The 25,742-nt window shown below is 60.7% G+C and carries 21 protein-coding genes; 10 read left to right on the plus strand and 11 right to left on the minus strand.

Annotated features, from left to right (window positions below; all coding sequences use genetic code 11):
- Window positions 1-5 precede the first annotated feature (5 nt).
- The 3 genes from RGCCGE502_RS22660 (at window position 6) to RGCCGE502_RS22670 (ending at window position 2,216) form a co-directional block, all read left to right on the plus strand.
- Window positions 6-1,220, plus strand: a complete 1,215-nt coding sequence (locus tag RGCCGE502_RS22660; RefSeq protein WP_016556531.1) for a site-specific integrase — start codon at window positions 6-8, stop codon at window positions 1,218-1,220.
- A 242-nt stretch (window positions 1,221-1,462) separates the two neighbouring features.
- The gene (locus tag RGCCGE502_RS22665) at window positions 1,463-1,777 is read left to right on the plus strand and encodes a hypothetical protein (protein WP_016556532.1); all 315 of its coding nucleotides are present in this window, start codon (window positions 1,463-1,465) and stop codon (window positions 1,775-1,777) included.
- 16 nt (window positions 1,778-1,793) lie between these two features.
- Window positions 1,794-2,216, plus strand: coding sequence for a hypothetical protein (locus tag RGCCGE502_RS22670; RefSeq protein ID WP_016556533.1), 423 nt, complete (start codon window positions 1,794-1,796; stop codon window positions 2,214-2,216).
- A gap of 28 nt (window positions 2,217-2,244) precedes the next feature.
- Here the strand turns inward: RGCCGE502_RS22670 and RGCCGE502_RS22675 are convergent, their stop codons facing one another.
- The 4 genes from RGCCGE502_RS22675 to RGCCGE502_RS22690 are packed head-to-tail and all read right to left on the minus strand — an operon-like array spanning window position 2,245 to window position 5,744.
- A complete protein-coding gene (locus RGCCGE502_RS22675) occupies window positions 2,245-3,042 on the minus strand; it encodes a 3-methyl-2-oxobutanoate hydroxymethyltransferase (RefSeq protein WP_016556534.1) in 798 nt (265 codons plus the stop codon).
- Window positions 3,043-3,071: 29 nt separating this feature from the next.
- Window positions 3,072-4,298, minus strand: coding sequence for an NAD(P)/FAD-dependent oxidoreductase (locus RGCCGE502_RS22680; RefSeq protein ID WP_016556535.1), 1,227 nt, complete (start codon window positions 4,296-4,298; stop codon window positions 3,072-3,074).
- A gap of 10 nt (window positions 4,299-4,308) precedes the next feature.
- Entirely contained in the window at window positions 4,309-4,623 is a 315-nt protein-coding gene (locus RGCCGE502_RS22685) for a MocE family 2Fe-2S type ferredoxin (protein ID WP_016556536.1), read from the minus strand.
- Between the two features lie 32 nt (window positions 4,624-4,655).
- Window positions 4,656-5,744: a fatty acid desaturase family protein gene (locus RGCCGE502_RS22690; RefSeq protein WP_016556537.1), complete on the minus strand. Its 1,089-nt coding sequence runs from the start codon at window positions 5,742-5,744 to the stop codon at window positions 4,656-4,658.
- Between the two features lie 145 nt (window positions 5,745-5,889).
- On the opposite strand from RGCCGE502_RS22690, the gene RGCCGE502_RS22695 reads away from it, so the two are divergent.
- Both RGCCGE502_RS22695 and RGCCGE502_RS22700 read left to right on the plus strand, forming a co-directional pair.
- Entirely contained in the window at window positions 5,890-6,918 is a 1,029-nt protein-coding gene (locus RGCCGE502_RS22695; protein WP_016556538.1) for a LacI family DNA-binding transcriptional regulator, read from the plus strand.
- 131 nt (window positions 6,919-7,049) lie between these two features.
- On the plus strand, window positions 7,050-8,678 hold the full coding sequence (locus tag RGCCGE502_RS22700; protein WP_016556539.1) for a phosphoethanolamine transferase: 1,629 nt from the start codon (window positions 7,050-7,052) through the stop codon (window positions 8,676-8,678).
- Here RGCCGE502_RS22700 and RGCCGE502_RS22705 read toward each other — a convergent pair whose 3' ends face one another.
- On the minus strand, window positions 8,679-9,323 hold the full coding sequence (locus RGCCGE502_RS22705) for a ThuA domain-containing protein (protein WP_016556540.1): 645 nt from the start codon (window positions 9,321-9,323) through the stop codon (window positions 8,679-8,681).
- Window positions 9,324-9,510: 187 nt separating this feature from the next.
- Here RGCCGE502_RS22705 and RGCCGE502_RS37490 point away from each other — a divergent pair, with 187 nt between their 5' ends.
- Window positions 9,511-9,657 carry a hypothetical protein gene (locus RGCCGE502_RS37490; protein WP_007789498.1) on the plus strand — a complete coding sequence of 49 codons (147 nt, stop codon included), beginning with the start codon at window positions 9,511-9,513 and terminating at the stop codon, window positions 9,655-9,657.
- Window positions 9,658-9,664: 7 nt separating this feature from the next.
- On the opposite strand, the gene RGCCGE502_RS22710 is transcribed toward RGCCGE502_RS37490, so the two are convergent.
- Window positions 9,665-9,931, minus strand: a complete 267-nt coding sequence (locus tag RGCCGE502_RS22710) for a BON domain-containing protein (protein WP_016556541.1) — start codon at window positions 9,929-9,931, stop codon at window positions 9,665-9,667.
- A 191-nt stretch (window positions 9,932-10,122) separates the two neighbouring features.
- Between RGCCGE502_RS22710 and dxr the strand changes: the two genes are divergently transcribed.
- The gene (gene dxr, locus RGCCGE502_RS22715) at window positions 10,123-11,316 is read left to right on the plus strand and encodes a 1-deoxy-D-xylulose-5-phosphate reductoisomerase (RefSeq protein ID WP_016556542.1); all 1,194 of its coding nucleotides are present in this window, start codon (window positions 10,123-10,125) and stop codon (window positions 11,314-11,316) included.
- A gap of 30 nt (window positions 11,317-11,346) precedes the next feature.
- Here dxr and hemA read toward each other — a convergent pair whose 3' ends face one another.
- The 4 genes from hemA to RGCCGE502_RS22735 all read right to left on the minus strand — a co-directional run bounded on the left by hemA (window position 11,347) and on the right by RGCCGE502_RS22735 (window position 16,483).
- Window positions 11,347-12,561 (minus strand): 5-aminolevulinate synthase, encoded by a 1,215-nt coding sequence (gene hemA, locus RGCCGE502_RS22720; RefSeq protein ID WP_016556543.1) that lies wholly within the window; start codon window positions 12,559-12,561, stop codon window positions 11,347-11,349.
- A 192-nt stretch (window positions 12,562-12,753) separates the two neighbouring features.
- A complete protein-coding gene (locus RGCCGE502_RS22725) occupies window positions 12,754-13,551 on the minus strand; it encodes an FAD binding domain-containing protein (protein WP_016556544.1) in 798 nt (265 codons plus the stop codon).
- Between the two features lie 12 nt (window positions 13,552-13,563).
- Complete coding sequence (locus tag RGCCGE502_RS22730) at window positions 13,564-15,909, minus strand: xanthine dehydrogenase family protein molybdopterin-binding subunit (protein WP_016556545.1); 2,346 nt, start codon at window positions 15,907-15,909, stop codon at window positions 13,564-13,566.
- Window positions 15,910-15,991: 82 nt separating this feature from the next.
- On the minus strand, window positions 15,992-16,483 hold the full coding sequence (locus RGCCGE502_RS22735) for a (2Fe-2S)-binding protein (RefSeq protein ID WP_016556546.1): 492 nt from the start codon (window positions 16,481-16,483) through the stop codon (window positions 15,992-15,994).
- 267 nt (window positions 16,484-16,750) lie between these two features.
- Between RGCCGE502_RS22735 and RGCCGE502_RS22740 the strand changes: the two genes are divergently transcribed.
- The 3 genes from RGCCGE502_RS22740 to RGCCGE502_RS22750 all read left to right on the plus strand — a co-directional run bounded on the left by RGCCGE502_RS22740 (window position 16,751) and on the right by RGCCGE502_RS22750 (window position 25,293).
- A complete protein-coding gene (locus RGCCGE502_RS22740; RefSeq protein ID WP_040675527.1) occupies window positions 16,751-17,014 on the plus strand; it encodes a YMGG-like glycine zipper-containing protein in 264 nt (87 codons plus the stop codon).
- A 168-nt stretch (window positions 17,015-17,182) separates the two neighbouring features.
- Window positions 17,183-19,114: an autotransporter assembly complex protein TamA gene (locus RGCCGE502_RS22745; protein ID WP_051158722.1), complete on the plus strand. Its 1,932-nt coding sequence runs from the start codon at window positions 17,183-17,185 to the stop codon at window positions 19,112-19,114.
- Window positions 19,115-19,182: 68 nt separating this feature from the next.
- Window positions 19,183-25,293 (plus strand): translocation/assembly module TamB domain-containing protein, encoded by a 6,111-nt coding sequence (locus RGCCGE502_RS22750; protein ID WP_019280514.1) that lies wholly within the window; start codon window positions 19,183-19,185, stop codon window positions 25,291-25,293.
- Here the strand turns inward: RGCCGE502_RS22750 and RGCCGE502_RS22755 are convergent.
- Window positions 25,290-25,718 carry an Lrp/AsnC family transcriptional regulator gene (locus tag RGCCGE502_RS22755; RefSeq protein WP_019280515.1) on the minus strand — a complete coding sequence of 143 codons (429 nt, stop codon included), beginning with the start codon at window positions 25,716-25,718 and terminating at the stop codon, window positions 25,290-25,292. The genes RGCCGE502_RS22750 and RGCCGE502_RS22755 overlap by 4 nt on opposite strands.
- Window positions 25,719-25,742: the final 24 nt, after the last annotated feature.

Raw genomic sequence — 25,742 nt, forward strand, 5'->3', positions numbered from 1 at the left:
CACACGTGGCGACAATCCGAAAGCGTCAATGGACAAACAAGAGCGGCGAGCACGAGGCATGGCTGCTCAACTACATGGACGCCAACGGGAAGCGCCACAGAGAGCAGTTCGATAAGAAGCGGGACGCCGAAGCCCGTCGCAAGGAGATCGAGGAGCAGATCGGCAAGGGCACCTATAGGCCGGACGCAGCTACGACCACGGTCCGCGCCGCTTGCGAGCAGTATGAGAAAGATCTCAGCGCCCGGAAGGATCGAGGTGAAAAGGTCACGTCCGAGTACTTCGACAACGTCACTGGCCATATGTGGAACTACATCGCTCCCGACGAGGAGCGACGAGCGAACCAAAAAGGCAAGAACAAGCGCCGTCCCGATCTCTTTCAGTCGGGCATCGGCGACAAAAAGCTGTCCCAGCTCAGCGCCAGGATCGTCAGCGAATTTCGCGACGAGGTTCGAAAATCCGGCGTCAGCGTCGTTACCACCCGTCAGATCCTAGGCACTCTCTCTCGCGTCCTACAGAACGCCATCGCAAACGACCTACTGGCCGTCAATGTGGCAAAGGGCATCCGCGTCGTCGGTAAGCGGAACGAGGATGCAAAGAAGATCGTCCCGCCGTCAAAGGACGCGATTGCCGCTGTTATCAAAGCTGCGGACGATGCCTTCACCGTCAAACTTATCTTCGCTGCGGCGTCAGGCGTGCGCGCTTCAGAGTTTCACGCGCTGCGCTGGCAACATCTCGACCTGAAAGCGGGCACCGTTACCGTTGAAACGCGCGTCGATTCTAAACGCCAGGAAGATACCACAAAGAGCAAAGCCGGCCTTCGCGAGATCCCGCTGGGAGCGCACGTCATAAAGGTCATGAAGGAATGGCGTTTGAAGACAGCGTTCAAGAAGGACGACGATCTCGTGTTTCCGAACTCGAAAGGAAAATTCGAGAACCATAAAAACATGCGCACGCGCGTTCTCGCCCCGACATTGAAGCGCGCGGCCGAAGCAATGAAAGAGCAAGGTAAAAGCTTCTCACCATTTGGCTGGCACGCTCTGCGCCACTTCGCAATCTCGACTTGGATCGAGGCTGGCCTGGCGCCGAAGACGGTCCAAACCTTCGCCGGCCACTCGTCGCTTGCCGTCACGATGGACCGATACGGCCACCTATTTCCGAGCGATGACCACCGCCACGCCATGGACGCGATCGCATCGTCGATTTTCGCCAATGGCGCATAAATGGCGCACGATAGGCTAGAGGCCTTGCAAACTATAGGGTTATTAACACATTCCTAATCTGGGGGTCACGCGTTCGAATCGCGTCGGGATCACCAATGTTTTCGCTGGTAGACGAGGTTTTGGCGCCTCGCGCCAGCTATCGCTATCATCTCTCGATTGACATCCTTCCCCACACAATTCTTGCCTCGATTGCATTAGCAACCTAGATTGCACGGCGTCATTGTTTCCCCGGGGGACGTTCCATGCTTCGAACTTCGATGACACTGCTTCTCTGCGCACTCGTAACGACCGCACTGCCGGCATCCAGTTCGGCACGCAGCTGGCATTCCGATGATACTGCCGCACTGGTCGGTGGCCTGCTGCTCGGCGGCATTGCCGCTTCGGCCGCATCGCATGATCATGTGCATCAAAACCAGTACATTCCTCCGCCGCCGCCCTATCCGCCTCGCAGCGCGCCTTTCAGTCCCGCCCGCGACGTCATTTGCTATCCAAGGCAGGGCGCCTGCTTCAATCCCGACGGCGATTTTCTGCCGACCTGGACCAACCGGCTATTCTGATTGCGAGGAAACCGAGATGAGACGACTGGTAGCAGCACTCGCCGCATGCCTGGGAGCCGCTTCGCCCTCCTTTGCCGAAAGCCCGACCAGCGGCTTCGTTCGCTTGCACGCGATCGACCTGCTGGAACGCGCGCTGACGCAGGAACAGCAGACCAAACTCCAACTTGTCGCCTACCAGACGGCGATCGCCGATGTCTGCCTGGGATTTACGCTCGACGACGCAAAAATGGGAAAGGCTTTCGAGGCGCTTGCCCCGGCCGACGCGGCCAAGATGAGCGACGCCCAGAAGGACTATCACGACAAGCACATCCTGGTGATCTACGGCATTCTCGTCGGCGGTGAACTGGCAGCGCTGTCCGACGATCCGTCGGAAGCCTGCGCGGCGGCCGAGAAGGTCAAGGCCGACCCCGACTTCGCCGACCAGGTGGTGTGGCAATGAGCTGACAGGGCTGCGCCGGGCCGACTGCTCAGAGCCCTGATAGAAACTCCACCAACTCCTCAGCATCGACGGGCACCCGATGCTGCTCCGCTGGATAGGAGCCGTTTGCGATATCGGCGGAGTATTCGCGGAATGCCACGATCCGTTCCGCCTGGATGCGGTCGTATTCGGCGGCAAGGTTGCGGTAGACCTTGGCGTGGCGCGGATAGTGCCCGCGGTTGAGGCCGAGCACATCCTCGGAGAAGAGGTACTGGGCATCGCAGCCGCTGCCGGCGCCCATCGAGATCATCAGCATAGAAGTGCGCTCAGAAATCGCCGCCGCGACCTCGGCCGGCACGACCTCGATCTCGGCGCTGAAGGCACCGGCGGCCTCCAGATCCTTCACCTGCTTGTAGACGAATGCGGCGGATTGGGCCGTCTTGCCCACGGCGCGAAAGCCGCCCGTCCAGGTGGAATGCGATGGAACGAGCCCGGTGTGCCCGCAGACAGGAATATACTCGTCGCGCAGCCGCCTGATCGTATGCAGGCTGGCAGCGCAATAGACCGCATCGGCGGAGGCTGCTCGCATTTTCACGGCCGAACGCAGTATCTCATCCGTAGTGGCGCCGCTCTGGCCGTATTCGCCGCCGGGAATCGCGAATCGCCCTGGGGCAGCATCACGAAATCGCGGATCGAACAGAAGTTCGGGCGGAATGGAAATCAGGTCGATTCTGGCAGCCTCGGCTGCTTCGGCCTCCTCGAGCGATACCACGCGCAGCATGCTGAGCTGCCGCTTGCCCTTCATCGCCAAGAGATCATGCACAGTCGGTCTGAGTTGTTTGCCCATCACCAATACCTTGAAAATGCCACCGCCGGTCAGGCGGCCAGGAGGGATTTCAATTTGACGCTGCTTGCGACCAGCGCGGCTGGATCCGGATGTGCGCGCGCCGCGATCAGCATCTCGGCAAGCCGGATATCACGGGCAACCACGTTACCGCGACCGATGCCGCTCGCCGCCAGCAGCCTGCCGGCCTGATCGAGATGAAAGAGAATGAAGGCACCGTCACCGAGGTCCCGGCGCAAATGCTGGACGGCGCCCTCCGCCAGACCGGCAATCTGCAGCGTTACGTCATATTGGTCAGACCAGAACCAGGGAACGGCGGACACGGCTTCGCCGAGCCCCATCATATTGGCGGCGGCCAAGGCTCCCTGCTCCTGCGCGTTCCGCCAGGATTCGAGCCGTACCCGCCGGCCACCATAGATCGCCAGCGGGAAAGAGCAGCAGTCGCCGGCTGCGTACACGTCGGGCGCAGAGCTGCGCAGAAATTCGTCCACGGCAATGCCGTTGTCGATCTGGAGACCGGCGCGCGCCGCAAGCTCCGTATTCGGCGTGGCGCCAATCCCGACGAGCACGAGATCCGCGTTAATCGTGTCGCCATCGGCGAGTTGGATGATCGCCTTGCTACCCTCCTCGGCCATCGCAGTGATCGCCACCCCGCAGCGGATGTCGACGCCCTCCAGCAGATGCCGCTCGCAGATCGCGCCTGCGACCTCCTCCGGAACCCCGCGCTTCAGGACGCGATCCAGGCCTTCGAGAACCGTCACCTCGGTTCCGAGCGCGCGCGCCGTTGCTGCAAGCTCGAGACCGATAAAACCGCCGCCGATGATCACGATATGCTTTCCGGGCATCATCGCTTTGCGGAGGGCTTCCGCGTCCGCGTGGGTGCGGAGCGAGCGGATGTGCCTGCTATCCTCGGCAATCCCGGGAAATGCCCGCGCGCGAGCGCCGGTCGCGAGCAGGAGCTTCTCGTAAGTGATAGAGCTGCCATCGGAAAGCGTAACCGCCTTTGCATCAGGATGAACGTCCTCGACCGTCACGCCCGTCAGCAGGCTGATGCCGCTCGCCGCATATCTCTCCGGCTCGGCGATAAACTTCGGCGCTGATGCACCTCCGTCAACCGCCTTGGAAAGCGGCGGTCGCTCATAGGGGGCGAGGGTCTCGCTTCCGATTAGCGTGATCTCGCCGTCAAACCCCTTTTCGCGCAAAGCAAACGCCGCGCGCCCGCCGCATTCTCCCGCCCCGACAATGACGAAATGGGTCATCGCAACCACCTCAGATCGAAATGAAGACAGCGCCGTCTTCGACTTTCACGGGATAGGTGGCAAGGTTGACGCAAACCGGCGCCCCCTTGGCCTGCCCCGTCTTGTAGTTGAAACGGCCGTTGTGCTTGGGACATTCGATGATCTCGTCCATGACAAGGCCATCAGCCAGATGGACCTGCTCGTGGGTGCAGAGCCCATCTGTTGCGAAAAACTCATCGTCCGGACTGCGATAGACCGCAAAGGTCCTGCCCTGATGATCGAACCGCATGACATCTTCCTCGTCGATGTCCTCGACGGCACAGACTTCGATCCAATTTCCGCTCATCTTGTCCTCCCATGCTTGATGTCTTCGCTGCTCTATTGGGCGGCCGGCGCTAGCTCGGCGTGCAACTCTTCGCGATAGGGTCGCGCTGTCGCTGGCAGTTCGCGCTTGAGGAAATAGTCCTCGTTGCGCAGCTGGCGCAGGAACGCCGGGATCATCTCGAGATACCCTGACCACATCGACGGATTCGCGCCCGGCAGATCGTGCTTGATCATCGCATGCAGGCGCGGCAGCGCATGATAGGGCACCATCGGGAACATGTGATGCTCGACGTGGTAGTTCATGTTCCAGTAGATGAACCGGCTGATCGGGTTCATATGGACCGTTCGGCTGTTCAGGCGATGATCGATGACATTGTCAGCGAGGCCACCGTGCTGCAGCAGGCCGGTCAATACGTGATGCCATGCCCCGTAGAGCCGCGGCAGACCGATCAGCACCAGCGGCAGGATAGACCCCATGGCAATCGCGGCGGCAATCGTGACGACATAAATAGCAAGCCAGATGCGGGCGATCAGGATCGTGCGCGGCTGCTCCATCTCGGGGATGAATGTTTTCTCTTCGGCACTGATGACCCCGAAGGCATTGCGCAGCATGTCCACCATCGCATGCCAGACATCGAGAATGCCGAAGAAATTGAGGACCAGCCGCAGCAGATCCGGCGGGCGCATCACGGCAATTTCGGGATCTCGGCCAACGATCACCGTATCGGTGTGATGGCGCGTATGGCTCCAGCGCCAGATCACTGGATTGCGCATGATCATGAAGCAGGCGATCTGATAGACCGCATCGTTCATCCAGCGCGTTTTGAAGGCTGTGCCATGGCCGCATTCGTGCCAGCGGCTATCCGATGCCGAACCGTAGAGAACTCCATAGGCAAGGAAAAAGGGCACACAGAGCCAGGAGCCCCAGAAATAGACGCCAAGCCCGGCAAGGAGAATCATCGCACCGAGCCAAATGATCGTGTCGCGAATGGCCGGCGCGTCGGAGCGCTGCATCAGCGCCTTCATCTCCTTGCGCGGAACCTCGGTGTGATACCACTCCGCAGCCGCCAGCCCCATGTCGACGGCCGTCCGGCCGCTTTCGCCAAGCAGGCTGTAGTCTCGCTTCCTCATCTGATCCGCCATCGCAACCTCCCGCACGTCGTTCCTCCCGGCCTGTGCAGACGAGAATATGTTGACTTTCATCGAGCGACAATGCAGCCTTGATGTATTCTATCAAAACCTATCATTGCGACACATCACAATGAGGGATTCTTGCAAAGGGCCGACGGTGAAGCGACCAACGATCCAGGATCTGGCGGATGCCTCCGGTGTCAGCGTCGCAACAGTCGATCGCGTGCTGAACGGTCGTCATCGCGTTCGTGAGGAGACGGCGCGAAGGGTCTATAACGCGGCTGCCTCAATCGGCTACCATGCGGTCGGCCTGCTCAGACAGCGCGTTTTTCAGGATCTCCCGCACCATCGGCTGGGCTTTCTTTTGCAGCGTCCGACGCAATCCTTCTATCAGACGCTCGCCCGCGAAATCGAACATGCCGCGCATGCCCACACAACGTCTCGCATCACCGCTCAGGTAGAATATGCGACCGCATCGACGCCAGCCGCGATCATCGAAACCTTGAAGCTTCTTGCCAGCCGCAACCAGGCCATCGCCTTGGTCGGCCCCGACTATCCTGCCGTCGCCGCCGAAGTGGAAGCGTTAAAGGCCAGGGGAATCCCGACCTTCTCGATCCTGTCCGATCTCGCAAGCGGCGTGCGGCAGGGCTATGTTGGATTGAACAATCGAAAGGTCGGTCGTACCGCAGCCTGGATGATCGCAAAGGCCGCCAAGAGGCCAGGAAAGGTCGTCTGTTTCGTCGGCAGCCACCGCTATCACGGACACGAGTTGCGGGAGATCGGCTTCCGCTCGTATTTCCGCGAAAACGCTCCTGAGTTCGAAGTTCTCGAGACGCTGATCAATCTCGAAACGCCCGAGATAACCCATGAGGCCACCGTCAATCTCCTTAAGGAACATCCGGATCTCGTCGGATTCTACGTCTGCGGTGGCGGAATGGAGGGCGCTATCTCTGCTGTGCGCGAAGAGGGCCTCGCAGGCAAGCTCGTCGTCGTCGTCAACGAACTGACGCCGGATTCGCACTCGGCCCTCGCCGATGATGTGGTGACCATGGCCATAGCCACGCCCGTCAAAAGCCTGTGCAGCGAACTGGTTACCTTGATGACGGCATCCATCGGATCAGAAGGCGACGCGGTCCCCGGACAGTCGTTTCTGCCGTTCGACATTTACACGTCAGAGAATATCTAGCTGCTCTCAACCATTTCGACTGCGCTCGCCCCTTTCAGGTATGCGTCAGTTTTATGACACATGGTAGGTGGCTGCTGCGGTGGACTGAAGTTCGCCCGTGCGAACAACGAGACACCGAGGGCCCCCGCCTCTTGAAACGACAATCGCCTTATCGGCCACAAATTGGCAGCATTTCGCTGTCCGCCATCACGGCGCTCTATCTCGTCCTGTTCACCAACCGGACTTTCTGGGGAAAGGTTCACGCTTACGTCGGCGCGACACCGATCGCGGTCGCCGCCCTCTACCTCGCGGTATCTGTTCTGTTCGTGGCCTTTGCCACGGCCTTCTCGGCAAAGTACGTCATCAAGCCGGTCCTGATCTTCCTCGTTCTCGCGGCTTCGCTTGCCGCGTGGTTTACCGACTCCTTCGGCGTGATTGTCGATTCGGACATGATCCGAAACGCAATGGAAACCACACCTGCCGAAGCAAATCACCTGATCACGCCGGATTTCCTTTGGCACGTCCTTCTGTTCGCTGTCATCCCGATCGCGTTGATCCTGTGGGTCAGGGTGGTTCACCGCCCGGTGCTGCAGAAGCTCTGGTGGAACAGTGTGACGATCGTCGGCTGCCTCGTGATATTCGGCGCCGTCGCGGGCGTCTACGCCAAGGAATACACCGCGGCAATCCGGCAGCACCGCGATATCGTTAAGAGCCTGAACCCTGTCACCCCGATCGTTAGCACCACACGATACTTCATCCAGGCGCGCAAGGAAGCGCGGCTTATCGTCAAGCCGCTCGGCACCGACGCCAAAGTCGTTCCAGTCATGAACGCCCAAAAACCGCGCGTGACGATCATCGTTGCTGGAGAGACGGCAAGGGCGATGAACTTTTCGCTCGGCGGTTACCGTCGCGACACCAACCCCGAGCTTCGGAAGCAGGGCGTTACCTACTTCCCGCAGACGACAAGCTGTGGCACTGCGACGGCTACGTCGATCCCTTGCATGTTCTCGCAGTTAACGCGCGCGAACTTCACCCACACGAAGGGTATGGAGAACGAGGGCTTGATGGATGTTCTCGCCCACGCCGGGATCGATGTGGCCTGGTTCGACAACAACACCGGCAGCAAGGGCGCCGCAGCACGCATCAAATTCGTCAACCTCGCGAATTCGACCGACCCACGTTTCTGCAAGAACCGTGAATGCCAGGATGGCATCTTTTTCGACAAACTGGACGCATGGCTGAACGGCGTGACGAAGGATAGCGTGCTTGTGCTGCATCAGATCGGCAGCCACGGGCCAGCCTACTATCTGCGCTATCCAAAGGAATTCCGGAGGTTTATGCCTGAGTGCGAGACGGCCGAGCTAGGGAAGTGCAAGGACGACGAGATCGTCAATGCCTATGACAACTCAATCCTCTACACCGACCATTTCCTTTCCTCTGTCATCGATAGGCTCAAGGCCCGCAGCGACAAGATCGCCAGCGGATTGATCTACATGTCGGATCACGGCGAGTCGCTCGGCGAAAAGGGTCTCTACCTTCACGGCACACCCTACATCCTTGCTCCCGAGGAACAGACACACGTTCCGTTCCTCGTCTGGCTCGACCCCGATTTCACGGCTTCGATGGCGCTCGATAAGACATGTCTTGGCCAGTCGGCTGCCCAGCCGACATCCCACGACAACCTGTTCCACAGCGTGCTCGGGATGATGAATGTCTCGACATCCGCCTACAACGCGAAGCTCGACGTCTTTGCCGGATGCAGGACAGGCCGGACCTCCTAGCTAGGAGCGCGCCGCCCACGAAAGACCGCGACGAAGAATGAGGCGCATGTAAGGGTGATCGAACTCGCTCGCGACATGGCCAAGTGCCGTATAGAATACGCGTCCCGCACCGAAGTGGCGCTTGAAGGCGACCGGCATCGTGACGTTGCGGGCGGCCGCATCATACTCCCCGGAAAAGCTCGTCGTCGCCAGAATATCGACCGACGGATCATAGTGAAGGTAATATTGCTCTGACCGGTAATCGAAATCGGGAATATCTTCCATCACCGGGTCGTGCTGGCGCGTCACGTTGACGCGAAAGTCGATGATGTTGCCGGGATGGGCGACCCAGGTAACGCCGGAAACATAGCGGAACGGCGCACTTTCCTTAAACGAGGTCGCAAGCGCCCCGTGATGTCCGCCGAGGCCGAGACCGCCACGCACGGCCTCCACCAAGCCGTGGGCATGCGCTTTCTCGAGCTTCTCGCCGGTAATAACGGGCACAAGCAGATCGGCCTTAGCGATCGCGGCTGAGCCAAATATGCCCAGGTCGGCGGTCACCTCGACGGCAAAGCCATCCTCGCGCAACAGCTCGCCGACACGGTGCGCACAGGCTTCAGGTTCATGACCGCTCCAGCCGCCCCATACGATAATCGCTTTGCGCATACCCACCTCCATTTGCAAATGCATCAAGCCACGGCGTTGAAACAGGTGGCCCTATCTTTCCCTTTACGACAGGAGCGGCGACACAAGCCAGTGCCAGGCGAGCAGATCACATTTTCTGACGGCCATCGGAAGTCGGAACTTTCTGACCTGTACTGCGTTTGAGGCGTAGAAGAGAGGAGTGCTCGCCATGCGTATGAAGCTGACGTTGCTTGCATTCGCATATCTTATTGTCAGCGGCCTGCTGCTCGCGACCGCCTACAAATCGACAGGGCCAATTACCACGCCGAAGACGGACAGAGTGGCCGTTTTCGAAATGGAACGTTTCGCTGGCTGAGGGTTAGTTACGCTATCTTGATTTCATTGCGGACGGGTCGTGTTCCGGCGATGGCTCGTGCGACGGCCGTTGCGCGCTCGATTTCTGCCGCGGTGGCAACCAGGCCAGTCAATACAACAGCGCCATCATCGAGCGTCACGTTTACATCCGCAGCATCAATCCCACCAGCGACGGCCAGAGCGTTCGCCACGGCCTCCTCGAGCGCTGCATCCTTCTCAGCCCCGGACTCCGCTTCATAAGGCTCGCCAAAGAACGTCGGTTGTTTGAAAACCATCTGCCTTCCTCCTGCTTCGACCATAACAAAACGCGGCAACCAGCCAGTTGGTTTCGCTCCGCGGCAAGAGATCGCTGACGAAAGCAGTGGCATCCTGCTGGGCGTTAGATTTCTGCTGCGCCGCACACTTGCCGCCTATTTCAATCCCCTGTACAGCCAGAGCCAATGCAAGTGTTTTGGCGAAATCACCGATGACAGCAGGCGAAAGCGCGCCGAGGCGCCTTAGTATTTTTGGCTCAACCGGCTCGATCGGACAAAATACGCTCGACGTTGTCGAGCAATTGGGTGGACGGGACTGCTACGAGATCGCTGTCGTCACCGGCAACGAGAACGTCCAGTTGCTGGCGCAGCAGGCGAAATCGTCTGGCGCCAGGTTTGCGGTCACCGCAAGCGACGACAAGTATCACTCGCTGAAGGAAGAACTGTCCGGCAGCGGTATCGCCGTGGCTGCCGGCGTATCGGGCTTGGCGGAAGCCGCGGACCTCGAGGCGGATTGGGTGATGGCCGCAATCGTAGGGACGGCCGGACTGGCGCCGACCCTGGCTGCGGCCCGCAAAGGCGCCACGATCGCGCTCGCCAACAAGGAATGCCTGGTGTCGGCCGGCGACCTGTTCGTCGATGCCGTGGCAAAGGGCGGCGGACGGCTGATCCCCGTCGACAGCGAACACAGCGCGATCTTCCAGTCTCTGGACGAGGATCAACGGCATGCCGTCGAACGGATTATCCTGACGGCCTCGGGCGGCCCCTTCCGTACCTGGTCGCGGGCCGACATGGCGAATGTGACCGCAGCAACAGCGCGAGCGCACCCCAACTGGTCAATGGGACTGAAGATCTCGGTCGGCAGCGCCTCGATGTTCAACAAGGCGCTGGAGATGATCGAGGCGAAACATCTTTTCGGCGTGCGCCCCGATCAGATCGAAGTGATCGTCCACCCTCAGTCGATCATCCACTCCATGGTCGGCTACACCGACGGATCGATCATTGCCCAGCTCGGCTGCCCAGACATGCGGACGGCAATTGGTTACGCACTCGACTACCCGCGCCGACCAAAGCTGAACGTCGAACGGCTGGATTTCGCCAAGCTCTCGCGTTTGGACTTCGAGGCACCTGACGAAGAGCGTTTCCCGGCATTGAGGCTGGCGCGCACAGCGCTGGAACGTGGCGGGCTGCAGGGCGCCATCATGAACGCGGCCGAGGAAATTGCATTTCATGCCTTCGTCGAGGAACGGATCGGTTTCCTTGCTATGGCCGACATTGCCGAAGCGGTGATGGACAAGATGATCGCGTCAGGCGAAGCGAAGACGATGGACGACGTCTTTGCTGCCGACGCCGAGGCCCGCAGGCTTGCGGCGGAACTGGTAGCCTTCAACGAAAAGGCCGCCTGACGGCGGCCTTGCTTTCCCAAATAGCGAACCTTAGGCCACGTGCCGGGCCAGCGCACAGCGCGACCAGAGCGAATGCAGCGCCTCGACCAGATGCTCGATGTCCGCATCGCTGTGCAGCGGCGTCGGGGTGATGCGCAGGCGCTCGGTCTTCTTCGGCACCGTCGGGTAGTTGATCGGCTGGACGTAGACACCGCAATTGTCGAGCAGCAGATCCGAGATCCACTTGCACTTGGCGGCATCGCCAACCATCACAGGCACGATATGGCTCGGGTTCGGCATATGCGGAATGCCGCGCTGATCGAGCAGTGCCCTCAGCTTGCGGACACGATCCTGGTGCCGCGCACGCTCGAACGGGCTGACCTTCAGATGCTGGATCGAGGCAACCGCACCGGCGGCAAGCGCCGGCGGCAGCGCCGTTGTGAAGATGAAGCCAGATGCAAAGGAGCGGATAAAGTCGCAGAGCGCCGTCGAGGCGGCGATGTAGCCGCCCATGACGCCGAACGCCTTGCCGAGCGTTCCCTCGATCACCGTCAGGCGATCCATCAGGCCCTCGCGCTCGGCAATGCCGCCGCCGCGCGGTCCGTACATGCCGACGGCATGCACTTCGTCGAGATAGGTCATCGCGCCGTACTTGTCGGCGAGATCGCAGATCTCCTTGATCGGGGCGATGTCGCCATCCATCGAATAGACGGATTCGAACGCGATCAGCTTCGGCGCCTTCGGATCGGCGGCCGCCAGCTTGGCTTCGAGATCGGCCACGTCATTGTGCTTCCAGATCACCTTGTCGCACTTGGCATAGCGGATGCCTTCGATCATCGAGGCGTGGTTTAGCGCGTCGGAGAAGATGATGAGGCCGGGGATCTTGGCGCCGAGCGTACCGAGTGCCGCCCAGTTCGAGACATAGCCCGAGGTGAAGATCAGCGCCGCTTCCTTGCCGTGCAGATCGGCAAGCTCGCGCTCGAGCAGAACGTGGTAGTGGGTAGTGCCAGAGATATTCCGGGTGCCTCCCGCACCCGCGCCACAGTGATCGATAGCGTTCTTCATCGCCTCGATCACCTTCGGGTTCTGGCCCATGCCGAGATAGTCGTTGGAACACCAGACCGTGACGTCCTTCGGACCGTCCGCCGTGTGTCGCGTGGCGCGCGGAAAGCTGCCGCGGTGACGCTCAAGATCGGCAAAAACGCGATAGCGGCCTTCCGTGTGAAGCCCATCCAGCTCGTTTTTAAAGAACGCTTCGAAATCCATCATCTGCTCCAGTATCGTGCGAGCGTTTTTTGCCAACGGACGCGCGCACGTCAACCCTTCGCCCTCGCTTTACCATTAACTGCGTCAAAAGGCCCATAGTCTTGAATTATTTTAATTCGAAAAAGCTCATTTTGAGGCAGATGCGATGAAAATCGCGAGGCAGTCTGACTGCCTCGCGATTGGTCGGCTTCGTCAACCAGCGGCGGCAACGGCGCGTTTGGCCATCACTTTGATGAGGTTGGCGCGGTATTCCGCACTGGCATGCAGGTCGGACATCAACCCGGCAGGTTTGACATCGACGCCAGCGACCGAACCGGGAGACCAGTTGGCGTTAAGAGCTGTTTCCATCGCCGACTCGCGAAAGACGCCATTCGAGCCAGCCCCGGTGACGGCGACCCTTACGCCCCCAGCACCTTTGGCAACGAAAACCCCGATCATTGCGTAGCGCGACGCCGGATTTGGAAACTTCGAATAGCCGGCCTTGTCGGGAGCCTCGAAGCTTACCGCCGTGAGCAGTTCGCCCTCCTCCAATGCCGTCTCGAAAAGACCGGTGAAGAAATCGTCGGCGAGGATCTCACGCTTGTTGGTGATGATGCGTGCATTCAGCGCCAGCATGGCCGAAGGGTAGTCCGCCGCAGGGTCGTTGTTGGCGATCGAGCCGCCGATCGTGCCCATGTGCCGCACATGCGGATCGCCGATCATGCCGGCGAGATCGCAGATCGCGGGACAAACCGCACGCAGAGCCGCCGACGCGGCGACCTCCGCATGCGGCGTTGCGGCCCCGATGGTGACCTTGCGGCCATCGACCCTGATGCCCTGCATTGCCGGAATATGCCTGAGATCGACAAGATCGCTCGGCGCGGCAAGGCGTTGCTTCATCGTTGGGATCAATGTCATGCCGCCGGAAACATATTTGCCTTCCGACGTCCCCGAAATCATCCTGACGGCTTCATCGACCGAGGACGCGCGGTGATAGTTGGTCTGATACATCGTCGTTCCTCCTCAATGAACCGCACGTGCTGCCATCCACACCTTCTGCGGTGTGGCCGGCATCGTCAGCATGTTGTTGCCGATGGCATCGGTGATGGCGTTGATGAGCGCCGGCGGAGATCCGATCGCACCGGCCTCGCCGCAGCCCTTGATGCCGAGCGGATTGCTCGGGGATGGCGTTACCTGATGCGATACCTTGAACGACGGCAGATCGTCGGCACGCGGCATGGCATAGTCCATGAAACTTGCCGTCAACAGCTGACCGTTCTCGTCATAATGCACAGCCTCGAGCAGAGCCTGACCGATACCCTGTGCGATACCGCCGTGTACCTGGCCTTCAACGATCATCGGGTTGATGATGTTGCCGAAATCGTCCGCCGCGACGAACTGGATGATCTCCGTCTTGCCGGTTTCCGGATCGACCTCGACCTCGCAGATGTAGCAGCCGGCCGGGAAGGTGAAGTTGGAGGGATCGTAGAAGGCAGTCTCCTTCAGCCCCGGTTCCATTCCTCCCGGAAGATTGTGTGCGGTGTAGGCGGCGAGCGCCACCTGGAACCACGGAAGGCTCTTGTCGGTACCGGCAACCTTCACCTCGCCATTCTCGATGACGATATCGCCCTCGTCGGCTTCCATCAGGTGGGCAGCGATCTTCTTGGCCTTGGCTTCGACCTTGTCGAGCGCCTTGACCACGGCCGACATGCCGACGGCGCCGGAGCGTGAGCCATAGGTGCCCATGCCCATCTGCACCTTGTCGGTGTCGCCGTGCACGATCGACACGCTGTCCAGCGGAACGCCGAGACGATCGGAAATGAGCTGCGCGAAGGTCGTTTCATGCCCCTGTCCGTGGCTGTGCGACCCGGTGAGCACCTCGATGGTGCCAACCGCGTTGACCCGTACCTCGGCGGATTCCCACAGACCGACGCCAGCACCAAGCGAGCCGACCGCCTGCGAGGGAGCGATGCCGCACGCCTCGATGTAGCAGCTCATGCCGAGGCCGCGCTTCAGGCCCCGGCTCGCCGCCTCTGCCTTGCGCGCCGCGAAGCCGTTCCAATCGGCGGCCTGCATGGCGGCATTGAGCGATGCCTCGTAGTCACCGGCGTCGTAGTTCATGATGACAGGCGTCTGGTGCGGGAAGGAGCGGATGAAGTTCTTCCGCCGCAGCTCGGCCGGCGAAATGCCAAGCTCACGGGCTGCCGTTTCCATCGTCCGCTCGAGCAGATAGGTGGCCTCGGGGCGACCAGCGCCACGATAGGCATCAACCGGCGCGGTGTTGGTATAAACCGTACGCACATTGGCATGGATGGCCGGGATATCGTACTGGCCCGACAGCAACGTTGCGTAGAGGTAGGTCGGAACCGCCGACGAAAACAGCGACATGTAAGCGCCGAGATTGCAGATGGTGTCGACCTTTAGCCCGATGATGCGGTGGTCGCTGTCAAACGCCATCTTCACCGTCGAGACATGGTCGCGGCCGTGCGCATCCGTCAGGAAGGCTTCGGTGCGATCGGAGTTCCACTTCACCGGCACGCCAGTCTTCTTGGAAGCCCAGAGACAGACGATCTCCTCTGGATAGATGTAGATCTTCGATCCAAATCCGCCGCCGACATCGGGGGCGATCACCCGCAGCTTGTTCTCGGGCGCGACATTGTAGAACGCGCTCATCACGAGGCGGGCGACATGCGGGTTCTGGCTGGTGGTGTAGCAGGTGTAGTGATCTTCGGCAGCGTCATAGATACCGAGCGCAGCACGGGGCTCCATCGCATTGGGCGACAGGCGGTTGTTGTGGATCTCTATTTCCGTGACATGCGCCGCTGCGGAAAGCGCCTTGTCGGTTGCGGCGCCGTCGCCAAGTTCCCAATCGAAGATCAGATTGTTCTGAGCTTCAGGATGGATCTGCGGCGCTCCGGACCTCAACGCCTCAACCGCCTCGACGACCACGGGCAATTCCTCATAGTCGACGACGACGGCTTCCGCTGCGTCCCTTGCTTCCGCAAGCGAATCCGCGACGACCACCGCGACGGCATCGCCGACATAACGAACGGTTTCGGTCGCGAGCGGGCGCCAAGCTCCCATCTTCATCGGGGACCCATCCTTCGAATGGATCATCCAGCCGCAGATGAGGTTGCCGATACCGTCGGCGAGCAGCTGTTTGCCGTCAAGCACGTCGATAACGCCCGGCATTGCTTTTGCCGAGGCTGCATCGATCCCCTTGATCTTGGCGTGTGCATGCGGACTGCGGATGAAATAGGCGAATTTCATGCCCGGCACGACCATGTCGTCCGTATAGCGGCCCTTGCCGGTCAGGAACCGCTTGTCTTCCTTGCGCGCGACGCGTGCACCAATTCCTTCAACACCCATGATGTCCTCCCAATGGGGTTTCGGGCCTGGCATTTTGCCAAAGAGAATCGTGTTCGGCAGTCAGCCAGACAATTCCTGAGAGCTATTCGGCCGCCTGCTTGGCAGCGCCGTGCATCTGCTCGTTGGCAGATAGGACGGCTTTGACGATGTTGTGGTAGCCGGTGCATCGACAGATGTTGCCGTCGAGCTCATGACGGACCGTTTGTTCGTCCAGCTGGCCGCCGTGGCGCGAAATCATGTCGACGGCCGTCATCACCATGCCAGGCGTGCAGAAGCCGCATTGCAGACCGTGATGCTCCTTGAAGGCCGCCTGAACCGGATGCAATTCACCGTTGCTGGCGAGCCCCTCGATAGTGGTGACGGTGGAACCCGACGCTTGGACAGCAAGGATCGAACAGCTCTTCACCGACTTGCCATCCATGTGAACGACACAGGCACCGCATTGGTTTGTATCACAGCCGACGTGGGTTCCCGTCAGGCCGAGTTTTTCGCGAATAAAATGGACAAGAAGCGTACGCTCTTCACAGTCACCGCTGACTGCCCGGCCGTTCACCGTCAGTTTCACTTTCGCCATGATTTCCTCCTCGCGCCTCCTCCAGGCGCGGACGGTATCATTTGATGTTTTCGCTTTAGGATCAACCGCTACTTTCGGGAGGTTAATTAAATTCCCCGTGTCCGATTGCTCCGAATTCGGACCAAAGCTCCACCTTCATTGTGCGAAAAACAGGCTTCGAAGGCAGCCTGCTCTTTTTGCGCCACAGTTTGACGACTAGCATGACAAAAACAAGAATCAGGGACGGCCACCGCTCTTGGAGGGCGACCAACCTAGGAGAAGAATTTGATTAAGAAGATTGTTGCACTCGCTTTGATTGGATTTTCGATTGCAAGCTGCACACCAACCCAGCAGGGCGCCGGCATCGGCGCTGCCTCCGGCGCGATTATCGGGGGTGCGGTGACGGGCAACGTTCGTGGAGCTGCCGTTGGCGCAGCGATCGGCGGAGTTTCGGGCGCCCTCATCGGCCGCGTCGCCGAGCAGCCCGGACAGTGCTATTACCGCGACCAGTACGGTCGCCGTTATATCGACGATTGCCGCGGCGGCTATTGAGCGGCAGAATGCGTCTCGAAATCCCGGGCTCCACGCCCGGGATTTCTCATTTTTTCCACCATTTCAGCGGCTAGGCGATTTAAAACGGTACACGCCGAGGAAATTTGCCGCTAAGGTTGCCGCCGGCCGGGGGGCGCGAAGCAATTCTAGTGTAACCAAAAGCGGCGGATGCAAATTAGAGGGACGGCACCGAAACCGGGTATAGCGTATCGGCGCGTAGGCACCATCTTGGTGGTCGCGGTTGCATTCGCGTTTTCGCCGGCTCTGATCTCGGAGGCTTTCGCCTTCAAGCTTTTCGGCATCACATTGTGGGGCAAGGATGACGACTTGGCGGCCGACCAGGTGCCTGATCCTGTCCGCTACGATGTCACGCTGACGACCGACAGCAGCGATCCGGATCTCAAGGAAGCACTGGAAAACAGTTCACGTCTGGTGGGCGACAAGGACCGGCCCGTGTCGGGCGACCTCGGCGTCGTCGTCAAGGCCAGAGACGATCGCGAACGGCTGATCGCCGCCCTTTATGAGAAGGCGCGCTACGGCGGCGTGGTGACAATCAGAGTCGATGGCAGGGATATCGACGCTCTTCCGCCCAATCCGACCTTCAATCGCTCACGCCCTGTCCCAGTTACGATCAACGTCGCCGCCGGCCCCGTCTTCAAGGTCCAAGAAGTGCAGTTCGGCGGCGACGCCGCGCGCCGCAACCCCGCGGACTACGATCTTGCTCCAGGCGAGACGGCTGGATCGTTGACGATCATCAAGGCCGGCGACACGATTGTCGAACAGTTGAAAAGCGAGGGCCGCCCGCTGGCGAAGCTGACGACTCGCAAAGTCATCGCTGACCATCGGACCAACACTGTCGACATTGTTCTCGCCGCCGAAGGCGGTCCGGTAGCGCCGGTCGGCGACGTCGATGTCGCCGGTGCAAAGGCGGTAAAGCCAGACTTCATCCAGCGCTACTCGCGGCTGAACAGGGGCGAGCAATATTCGCCGGAAGCATTGAGGAAAGCCGGTGAGCGACTGCGCGCATTGGGGGTCTTCTCCAGCGTGACCATTCACGAGGCAGACGCTCTGGCACCGGATGGCACGTTGCCGATGACGATCGAGGTATCGGAGGGAAAGCAACGCTATCTCGGTATCGGCGCTCAGTATTCGACCACGGACGGCTTCGGGATCAACGGCTATTGGGGTCACCGCAATCTCTTCGGAGAAGCGGAAGCACTGCGCATCGAAGGGTCGGTGGGCCGCCTGGGCGAAACGACCAACGTTGGCGATCTCGACTATTCAGCAGGTGTCACTTTCACCAAACCCGGCGCGTTCGTTCCGGCCGCGACCCTCCGGGCCAGCATCCTTGCCAAAACCGAGAACCCCGATGCCTACACTGCAAAGCTCGTCACTGCGTCCCTCGGCCTTTCCTACGAACTGTCCGACCTGGATACGATAACCGGCGCGGGCGAGGTGAGCTGGGAACGCGATGATGATGCGTTTGGCAGCAACAGCTATCTGACCTTCTCACTGCCCTTCCAGTACGACCGCGACGCACGCGACAACAAGTTCGACCCGACCGAAGGCTATCGGGGAATGCTCAAGGCAACGCCAAGCTACGAGGCCTACAACGGGACCTTCTTCTCGAGCTTCGAGGGCTTGATCACCGGATATCACGCGTTGGGAGCGGAGGACCGCATCGTTCTTGCCGGCAAGCTTTCGGCAGGCTTTCTCGTAGGGGCAGACGACCTCCAGAACATTCCTGCTACACGCCGATTCTTCGCTGGCGGCGGCGGCTCGGTTCGCGGCTTTAGCTACCAGGAAATCTCGCCGAGGAACGCTGACAACGAAGAGACCGGCGGAGCATCCTATGTCACTGCGTCGTTCGAGACCCGCGTAAAGATCACCGATACGATCGGCATAGTGCCGTTCATCGATGTGGGGACGGTTTCAGCGGACATCGCGCCCGATTTCTCTGACATTCGGGCGGGTGCAGGCATCGGCATTCGCTATGCGACGCCGTTTGGTCCATTGCGGCTTGATTTTGCCGTGCCACTCAACAAGTACGAGGATGGCACGGATTACGGTATCTACGCCGGCATCGGCCAGGCATTCTAACATACTGGCAACCCGCGGCGCCTTCGTGTGCCTTGAGCCGCAACAGAAACGGAGTAATGTCCGCGCCCATGCAGACACTGGCGAAAATCTTGAACTGGATCGTGCGGCTGCTCGGCTATTCCGTCGGCACCCTCCTCATCCTGCTTGCCGTCGCCATCGGTGTTTTCGGCTTCACATCCTTTGGCGCGCGCATCATCACCGACAGGGTCGCCTCCAGCATCTCCAACCGGGACATGACCATCAAGGTTCAGGAGCCGGAGGGACTGCTGACGGGTGGGCTGCGGGCGAGCCAGATTGTGCTCTCCGACACCAGGGGCGTCTTCGCGCAGGTCGATGGCCTTGCCATAAGCTGGAATCCGCTCGCGCTTCTTACCGGCAGGTTCCATGCAAGAAGCATTGAAGCCACGGCTATTCACGTGCTGCGGCAGCCGGTGCGCACGCTACCGTCGCGCCCGGCCGCAACAGGCGAAGCGGACACAGGCTTTTCGTTGCCGATCAAGATCGACATCGACAAGATCGCCCTACCGGAAATCAACCTTGCTCAACCTCTGATCGGACGGGCTTTCTCGCTTGCCGCGGACGGCAGCGTGCGGGCCGACAATGACGGGGGCAATGCGTCGATCAACGTCCATCGGCACGATGCCCCGGATGCCAAGCTGATCGCAGATGCCGCCTTCCTGCCGGACCGCAATCAGTTGCGGCTCAAGGCAAAGCTGACGGAACCGAAGGGTGGGCTGCTCGCCGGCCTGCTGGGGCTGCCTGGCAACCCGGCGGTGGAGATCGGCTTGACGGGAGACGGACCCCTCTCGGATTGGCGGGGACAGCTGCAGGCCGCTCTCGATGGACAGCAGCGCGCCTCGATCGAGGCGCATCACACCCTGACGCCGGAGAACCTGCATCACCTTGACCTGAAGGGCGGCGGCGACCTCAGCTCGCTGCTGCCGGCCGCCTTCCGTCCGCTCTTTGCGGGACAGACGAACATCGACGTCGCCGCGAACTTTGACAATAGGGGCAAGATCGACATCCAGACCGGCAATCTGGCGACCGGCGCCGTTGTCATCGCGGCATCAGGCACGCTCGATCCAAAAGGCAACAACAGTCTGAACGCCAATCTGTTGGGAACGTCCGGGCCGGTTGATTTCCGCTGGCCTCTGGCTGACGGTGAAGCCCGTCTCCTGGTAGCGGGTATCAATCTTTCGTTGACGGGCGACGCGAAGGCTTCGCGCCTTAATGCCAGCGCCTCGCTCGATTCGGCCGCCTTGCCGCAGGCGACGATGGGCAACGTGAAGCTGACCGCCAAGAGCGACAACTTCAATCTCGCCGGTCGCACGGGAAGCGTTCAGATTACGCTTGCCGCAGGTGACACGTCATTCGTCAATCCCGACATCAATCGCGCCATCAAAGGCCCGGTCACGATCACGCTGCCGTTGCAGATCTCCCCGGACGCACTCGGCTTCAACGGTGCCACGATCGAAAGCGCGGCAGCGAATGCAAATCTCAACGGCTCCTACAAGCTGAGCGCCAGCGCGATTACGGGCAACGTCAAGCTGACTGCTCAACCGGCCGCACTGCCGCCGGCAGTCGCAACCCGTTTCAATGCTCCGATCGTCATCGAGGGGCAGGTTGCGGGAACGATTCCCTCGAAGTTCAACATCTCGAACCTCTCCATCAAGTCGAACGCTCTCGAAGCGACCGGCCAAGTGGTGCTCGACGAGGAGAACCTCGACGCCAATCTCTCCGGCCGCATTCCCAATGTTCAGGCGCTGCTGGAAACCGCATCGGGCGAACTGAACTATCAGCTGAGCGCAAAGGGAAATGTTTCTGCTCTCGCGGTAGCGGCTAATATCAAGGGGCCGTCGCTCGTGATGGCCGGGCGTCAGGTCAAGCAACTTGAGCTCAATCTCTCGGGAACGGCCGATCCAAAGGCACCAAAAGCGGAAATCACGGCTAGGGGCACGATCGACAACCAGCCAATCAACGTTGCCACGGCTGTCCAGATCGTTGACGGGAAGTTGCAGCTTCCGTCGATAGCCGGCGACGTTGGCAAAAACCGACTGACGGGCAACCTCGAACTGTCACCTGCTTTCGAGCCGACCGGACAGGCGACGTTTGACTTTCCGGATATCGGTCTGCTCGCGGCACTGGGCGGACAGAAGGCGGAAGGTGACCTGAAGGGATCGGTCGATATTGCCAACGACAACGGTAAGATCGCCCTCAAAGTCGTCGCATCCGGCAGCGGCCTGAAGCGCGATACCTTTGCCATCGTCGGCCCTGATATCAACGTCGCTGTTACCGACCTCAAGGCCTTTGCCGCGACGGGCACAATCACGGCGCAAGAGCTTGCCTCCGGGCCCAACAAGGCGGAGAGCCTGGCGCTCAATTTCACGCAGCAGCAGAACCGGACAAACTTCGATCTCGGCGCCACCTATGACGCCAATCCGTTGGTCGCATCCGGCAGCGTCGAAGTGAACGCCGGCACGACGCTGCTTCGCCTGGACCGCTTCTTGGCCGAACCCCGCAACATCCGGGTAGAACTTGCATCACCGTCAGAAGTGTCGATCAGTGGCGGCACCGTGACGCTGAGCGCCGTCGAACTGAAGACCGGCGACGGCTCGGTTCGCGTCACCGGCACGGTTGGCGAAACTCTCGATATTAAGGCTGATATCCGGGAGCTACCCGCAAGCCTCGCCAATAGTTTCGTTCCGAAACTCAATGCCTCAGGCACGATTTCGGGCAAGGCTGCCGTGACTGGAACACCCGCAGCGCCGATTGCCAACTTCGACCTGGATTGGAAGGACGCGGCGACCAGCCAGACAAAGGACGCCGGCCTTTCGCCGCTGGCGATCGATGCAAGCGGGACGTTTGCCAACAACACGCTGAATTTTGAAACCAACGCCAGCGGCAAAGGCGGCGTCGCACTGAAAGCCGGCGGCAGTGTGGTGACCGGCGGCCCGGATGCGCAATCGCTGAAGGTCGATGCGGATATCGTCAACATCCCAGCGGGCTTGGCGAACGCATTCGTTCCGGACCTGGCTGCCGAAGGTTCGATCTCGGGCAACGTGACCGCAGCCGGAAAGCTGCCAGCACCGACGCTCGACTTCAAACTGAATTGGAAGAATGCCGCAACGAGCCAGACCCGAAGTGCGAAGCTCTCATCGCTTGGGCTGACGGCGAGCGGCAATCTCAAGGACAACATTCTCAACTTCGATGCCGACGCGCGAGGCAGCGGCGGCATGTCGCTGCAGGCCAACGGCAATTTCGTCGTTGCCGGCGCCGATGCTCAAACACTGAAACTCGATGGGCAGATCGCCAACATTCCGGCCGCTCTCGCCAACGGGTTTGTTCCGAATCTTGCCGCAGAAGGCATGATATCGGGAACCATATCGGCCACCGGCAAGTTGCCGAAGCCAGCGGCAACCTTTGATCTCACCTGGAAAGACGCCGCCACCAGCCACACCAGGGCAGCGCGCCTTTCGGGCATGAGCTTGGCAGCAAAGGGCAACTTTGCCGATGAGAAATTGAATGTCCAGGCCGACCTTACGGCCAACGGCGGTATGGCGCTGAACGCCTCGGGCAATGTCTCGCTGGCAGGAACGACAATCGAAAACCTCACGGCTGACGCAACGATACGCAACGTTCCAGCGAGCCTCGCAAACGCCTTCGTATCTGGTCTCGGCGCCAGCGGCACGGTCTCAGGCACGGCATCCGCGTCCGGAACACTGCAACAGCCGACGGCAAGCTTCGACCTGATTTGGAAGGACCTCGCGACTGCCCATACCAAGGCGGCACGCCTCTCTGCCCTCACGCTCGGCGCCAAGGGCACATTCGCCAACAACACGCTCGACTTCCAGACAAATCTGAATGGCGACGCCGGCTCCGCTCTGACGGCGAACGGTAAAGTCATGCTCGAAGGCACAGCCGTGAAAAGCCTGCAGGCGGATGCGACACTGAGCAACCTTCCCGCCGCGCTGGTGAACAACTTTGTCCCCGATCTTGGTGCCGAGGGAACGATATCGGGCACGGCGACCGCGTCCGGCTCCCTCCCGATTCCCGCCGTCGACTTCAAGCTCAACTGGAACAATGCCGGGACCCGCCAGACCAGGGCGGCCGGCCTTTCGGGCCTCACGCTGAATGCGTCCGGCAATGTCGCGGATGACAAGATCGCCTTCGATGCTACCTTGACCAGCAGTCGCAGCAGCCTCTTGAGGGCAAAGGGGACGGCAAACCTGCAGGGGGCAAGCGTCCAGGGCCTCTCGGTCGATGCCGATATCGCGAATCTGCCCGCGAGCCTCGCCAACGGCTTTGTCCCTGGCCTCGGCGCGGAAGGAACCATCTCAGGCACCGCCAAGACGTCAGGGACGCCCACCAATCCGATCATCGATTTCAACCTCGATTGGAAGGACGCCGCAACGACCCAGACACGGGCATCCGGCATCCGGCCGCTTTCGGCGAACGCGGGCGGAAGGCTTGCGGACGGTCGGCTGGACTTCACGACAAATCTCAGCGGTACCGGCGTGTCGATGAAGGCCGGCGGCAACCTCGTCATCGCCGGGCAGAATGCCCGATCGCTAGCTGTTAATGCCGACATCTCCAATCTTCCTGCCGGGCTTGCCAACGCCTTCGTTCCGGGGCTTGCCGCCGAAGGCAATATCTCGGGCACCGTCAGGGCATCGGGCAGGCTGCCCATGCCCGCCGTGGACTTCAACCTTGACTGGAGGGGGGCAGCGACTAGCCAGACCCGAAGTGCCGGCCTTTCACCGCTTAGCATCGCTGCGAACGGAAGACTGCAGGACAACCGGCTGACCATCGATACCAATGTGGCCGGCGATAGCGGGCTGTCCTTGCGGGGCGGCGGGAGCGTCACCATTACCGGCAATCGCGCCTTGGACATGCGCTTCTCTGGCAGTCTGCCATTCGCTGTCCTCGGCTCACAACTCGCGACCCAGGGTTTCGTCGCCGATGGTACTGCCAACGTCAATCTGCAGATCGGCGGAACCGCCGCCGCGCCGTCCATCAACGGGACCGTGGCGACCAGCGGCGCGAGGTTCGTCGATGTCCGCCGCAACCTCGCGATCAACAATCTGACAGCAGACATCCGGTTCACGGGCAATGAAGCCGTGATCTCGCGGCTCACCGGTCAGCTCGCCAGCGGCGGCAGCATCTCGGTGTCCGGCAGCATCGGGATACAACCCGCTTCCAATTTCCCTGCCAACATCGACGTCAGGCTCGATCGGGCCGTCTATGTCGATGGAACGCTCGTCGTGGCGACCGTCGATGGCACGATCGGCCTGCGCGGTCCGCTGCTCGCAAATCCCACCCTGAACGGCAGGCTGCGGCTCGACAGGGCTTCGATCACCGTCCCGGAGAGATTGCCGACCTCGCTGCGCGAGATCGACATCAGACATATAAATGCTCCGAAAGCTGTTCTCGCCCAACTGCGAGACGAGTCCCAGCAAGGGGCACGCGCGAAGTCCAACACCATCAATCTCGATCTTCAGCTGGATGCTCCTTCGCAAATTTTCGTGCGCGGTCGCGGCATCGATGCTGAACTCGGCGGCAGCGTCACGATCCGGGGAACCGCCGCAGCTCCGATCGTTTCGGGTGGTTTCACAATGCGGCGCGGACGCATGACGATTCTCAACCGGCGCCTCGATTTCACCAACAGAAGCCGGATCAGCTTTGCCGGCGATCTCACCCCCGCCCTCGATATGGAAGCCAGCTCGACCTCCGGCTCGACGACGTTGACGGTCAATGTGGCGGGACTGGCCACCGACCCGGCGATCACGTTCTCGTCGTCGCCCGCCTTGCCGCAGGACGAGGTTCTGGCACAGCTGATCTTCGGTCAGTCGATGTCGAAGCTGTCGCCGGTTCAAATCGCTCAGCTCGCCGATGCCGTCAGTCAGCTGGCCGGCGGCCGTTCCGGATCGTTGTTCCAGGGCCTTCGCAACCAGCTCGGCGTCGATGACTTCGACATCAGTACCGATGCCAAAGGCCGCACCAGTGTCAGCGTTGGCCGCTATCTCAACGACCGGACCTATTTCGAACTACAGCAGACCACCGGCAAGGGCGGCGCCAAGGCGATCATCAATTTCGATGTCGGCCGCGGCGTGAAGTTGCGCGCCGGCGCAGGTGGAGATGGCGAGGGAGAGGCGGGCGTCGTCTACGAGCACGAGTATTAAAAGCTGGTCTTGCTGGTCTTCAGCAGGATATTGGTTTCTGTCGTATTGATGCCGTTGACCAACCGGATTCGCCGCAGTGTTTCGTCGAAGGAGACGAGATCGCGATCCTCGAGTTCGGCAATGAAATCCCATCTGCCGTTGGTGCTGTGCAGTGCGCGCACCTGCGGCAGACCGCGAAGCTGATCGGCGACCTTGTCCGCAAGCTTGCCGAGCACCTCGATCATGACAATGGCGCGCACGCCCGCCGCGCGGGTTTCATGGCCGGTGCGCACGGTGAATGCCGTGATGGTGCCATTGGCAACCAACCGGTCGATGCGCGCCGCGACCGTCGCACGCGATGCACCCGTCATTGCCGCTAGCGAAGAGACTGGCGTGCGCGCATTATGGCGCAAAGCGCTGAGAAGTTCCTGATCGAGATCGTCCATGACCGTCACTTTGTCAAAATGCAC

Source organism: Rhizobium grahamii CCGE 502, assembly GCF_000298315.2.
In the GTDB taxonomy this organism is placed as follows: Bacteria; Pseudomonadota; Alphaproteobacteria; order Rhizobiales; family Rhizobiaceae; genus Rhizobium; species Rhizobium grahamii.

What these genes read in the sequence shown, in the direction of transcription:
- RGCCGE502_RS22665 (WP_016556532.1), top strand. Translation starts at nt 1,463, where the DNA reads ATGCTTCGAACTTCGATGACACTGCTTCTCTGCGCACTCGTAACGACC.
- RGCCGE502_RS22670 (WP_016556533.1), top strand. Translation starts at nt 1,794, where the DNA reads ATGAGACGACTGGTAGCAGCACTCGCCGCATGCCTGGGAGCCGCTTCG.
- RGCCGE502_RS22675 (WP_016556534.1), bottom strand. Translation starts at nt 3,042, where the DNA reads ATGGGCAAACAACTCAGACCGACTGTGCATGATCTCTTGGCGATGAAG.
- RGCCGE502_RS22680 (WP_016556535.1), bottom strand. Translation starts at nt 4,298, where the DNA reads ATGACCCATTTCGTCATTGTCGGGGCGGGAGAATGCGGCGGGCGCGCG.
- RGCCGE502_RS22685 (WP_016556536.1), bottom strand. Translation starts at nt 4,623, where the DNA reads ATGAGCGGAAATTGGATCGAAGTCTGTGCCGTCGAGGACATCGACGAG.
- RGCCGE502_RS22690 (WP_016556537.1), bottom strand. Translation starts at nt 5,744, where the DNA reads ATGGCGGATCAGATGAGGAAGCGAGACTACAGCCTGCTTGGCGAAAGC.
- RGCCGE502_RS22705 (WP_016556540.1), bottom strand. Translation starts at nt 9,323, where the DNA reads ATGCGCAAAGCGATTATCGTATGGGGCGGCTGGAGCGGTCATGAACCT.
- RGCCGE502_RS37490 (WP_007789498.1), top strand. Translation starts at nt 9,511, where the DNA reads ATGCGTATGAAGCTGACGTTGCTTGCATTCGCATATCTTATTGTCAGC.
- RGCCGE502_RS22710 (WP_016556541.1), bottom strand. Translation starts at nt 9,931, where the DNA reads ATGGTTTTCAAACAACCGACGTTCTTTGGCGAGCCTTATGAAGCGGAG.
- dxr (WP_016556542.1), top strand. Translation starts at nt 10,123, where the DNA reads ATGACAGCAGGCGAAAGCGCGCCGAGGCGCCTTAGTATTTTTGGCTCA.
- hemA (WP_016556543.1), bottom strand. Translation starts at nt 12,561, where the DNA reads ATGGATTTCGAAGCGTTCTTTAAAAACGAGCTGGATGGGCTTCACACG.
- RGCCGE502_RS22725 (WP_016556544.1), bottom strand. Translation starts at nt 13,551, where the DNA reads ATGTATCAGACCAACTATCACCGCGCGTCCTCGGTCGATGAAGCCGTC.
- RGCCGE502_RS22730 (WP_016556545.1), bottom strand. Translation starts at nt 15,909, where the DNA reads ATGGGTGTTGAAGGAATTGGTGCACGCGTCGCGCGCAAGGAAGACAAG.
- RGCCGE502_RS22735 (WP_016556546.1), bottom strand. Translation starts at nt 16,483, where the DNA reads ATGGCGAAAGTGAAACTGACGGTGAACGGCCGGGCAGTCAGCGGTGAC.
- RGCCGE502_RS22745 (WP_051158722.1), top strand. Translation starts at nt 17,183, where the DNA reads ATGCAAATTAGAGGGACGGCACCGAAACCGGGTATAGCGTATCGGCGC.
- RGCCGE502_RS22750 (WP_019280514.1), top strand. Translation starts at nt 19,183, where the DNA reads ATGCAGACACTGGCGAAAATCTTGAACTGGATCGTGCGGCTGCTCGGC.
- RGCCGE502_RS22755 (WP_019280515.1), bottom strand. Translation starts at nt 25,718, where the DNA reads ATGGACGATCTCGATCAGGAACTTCTCAGCGCTTTGCGCCATAATGCG.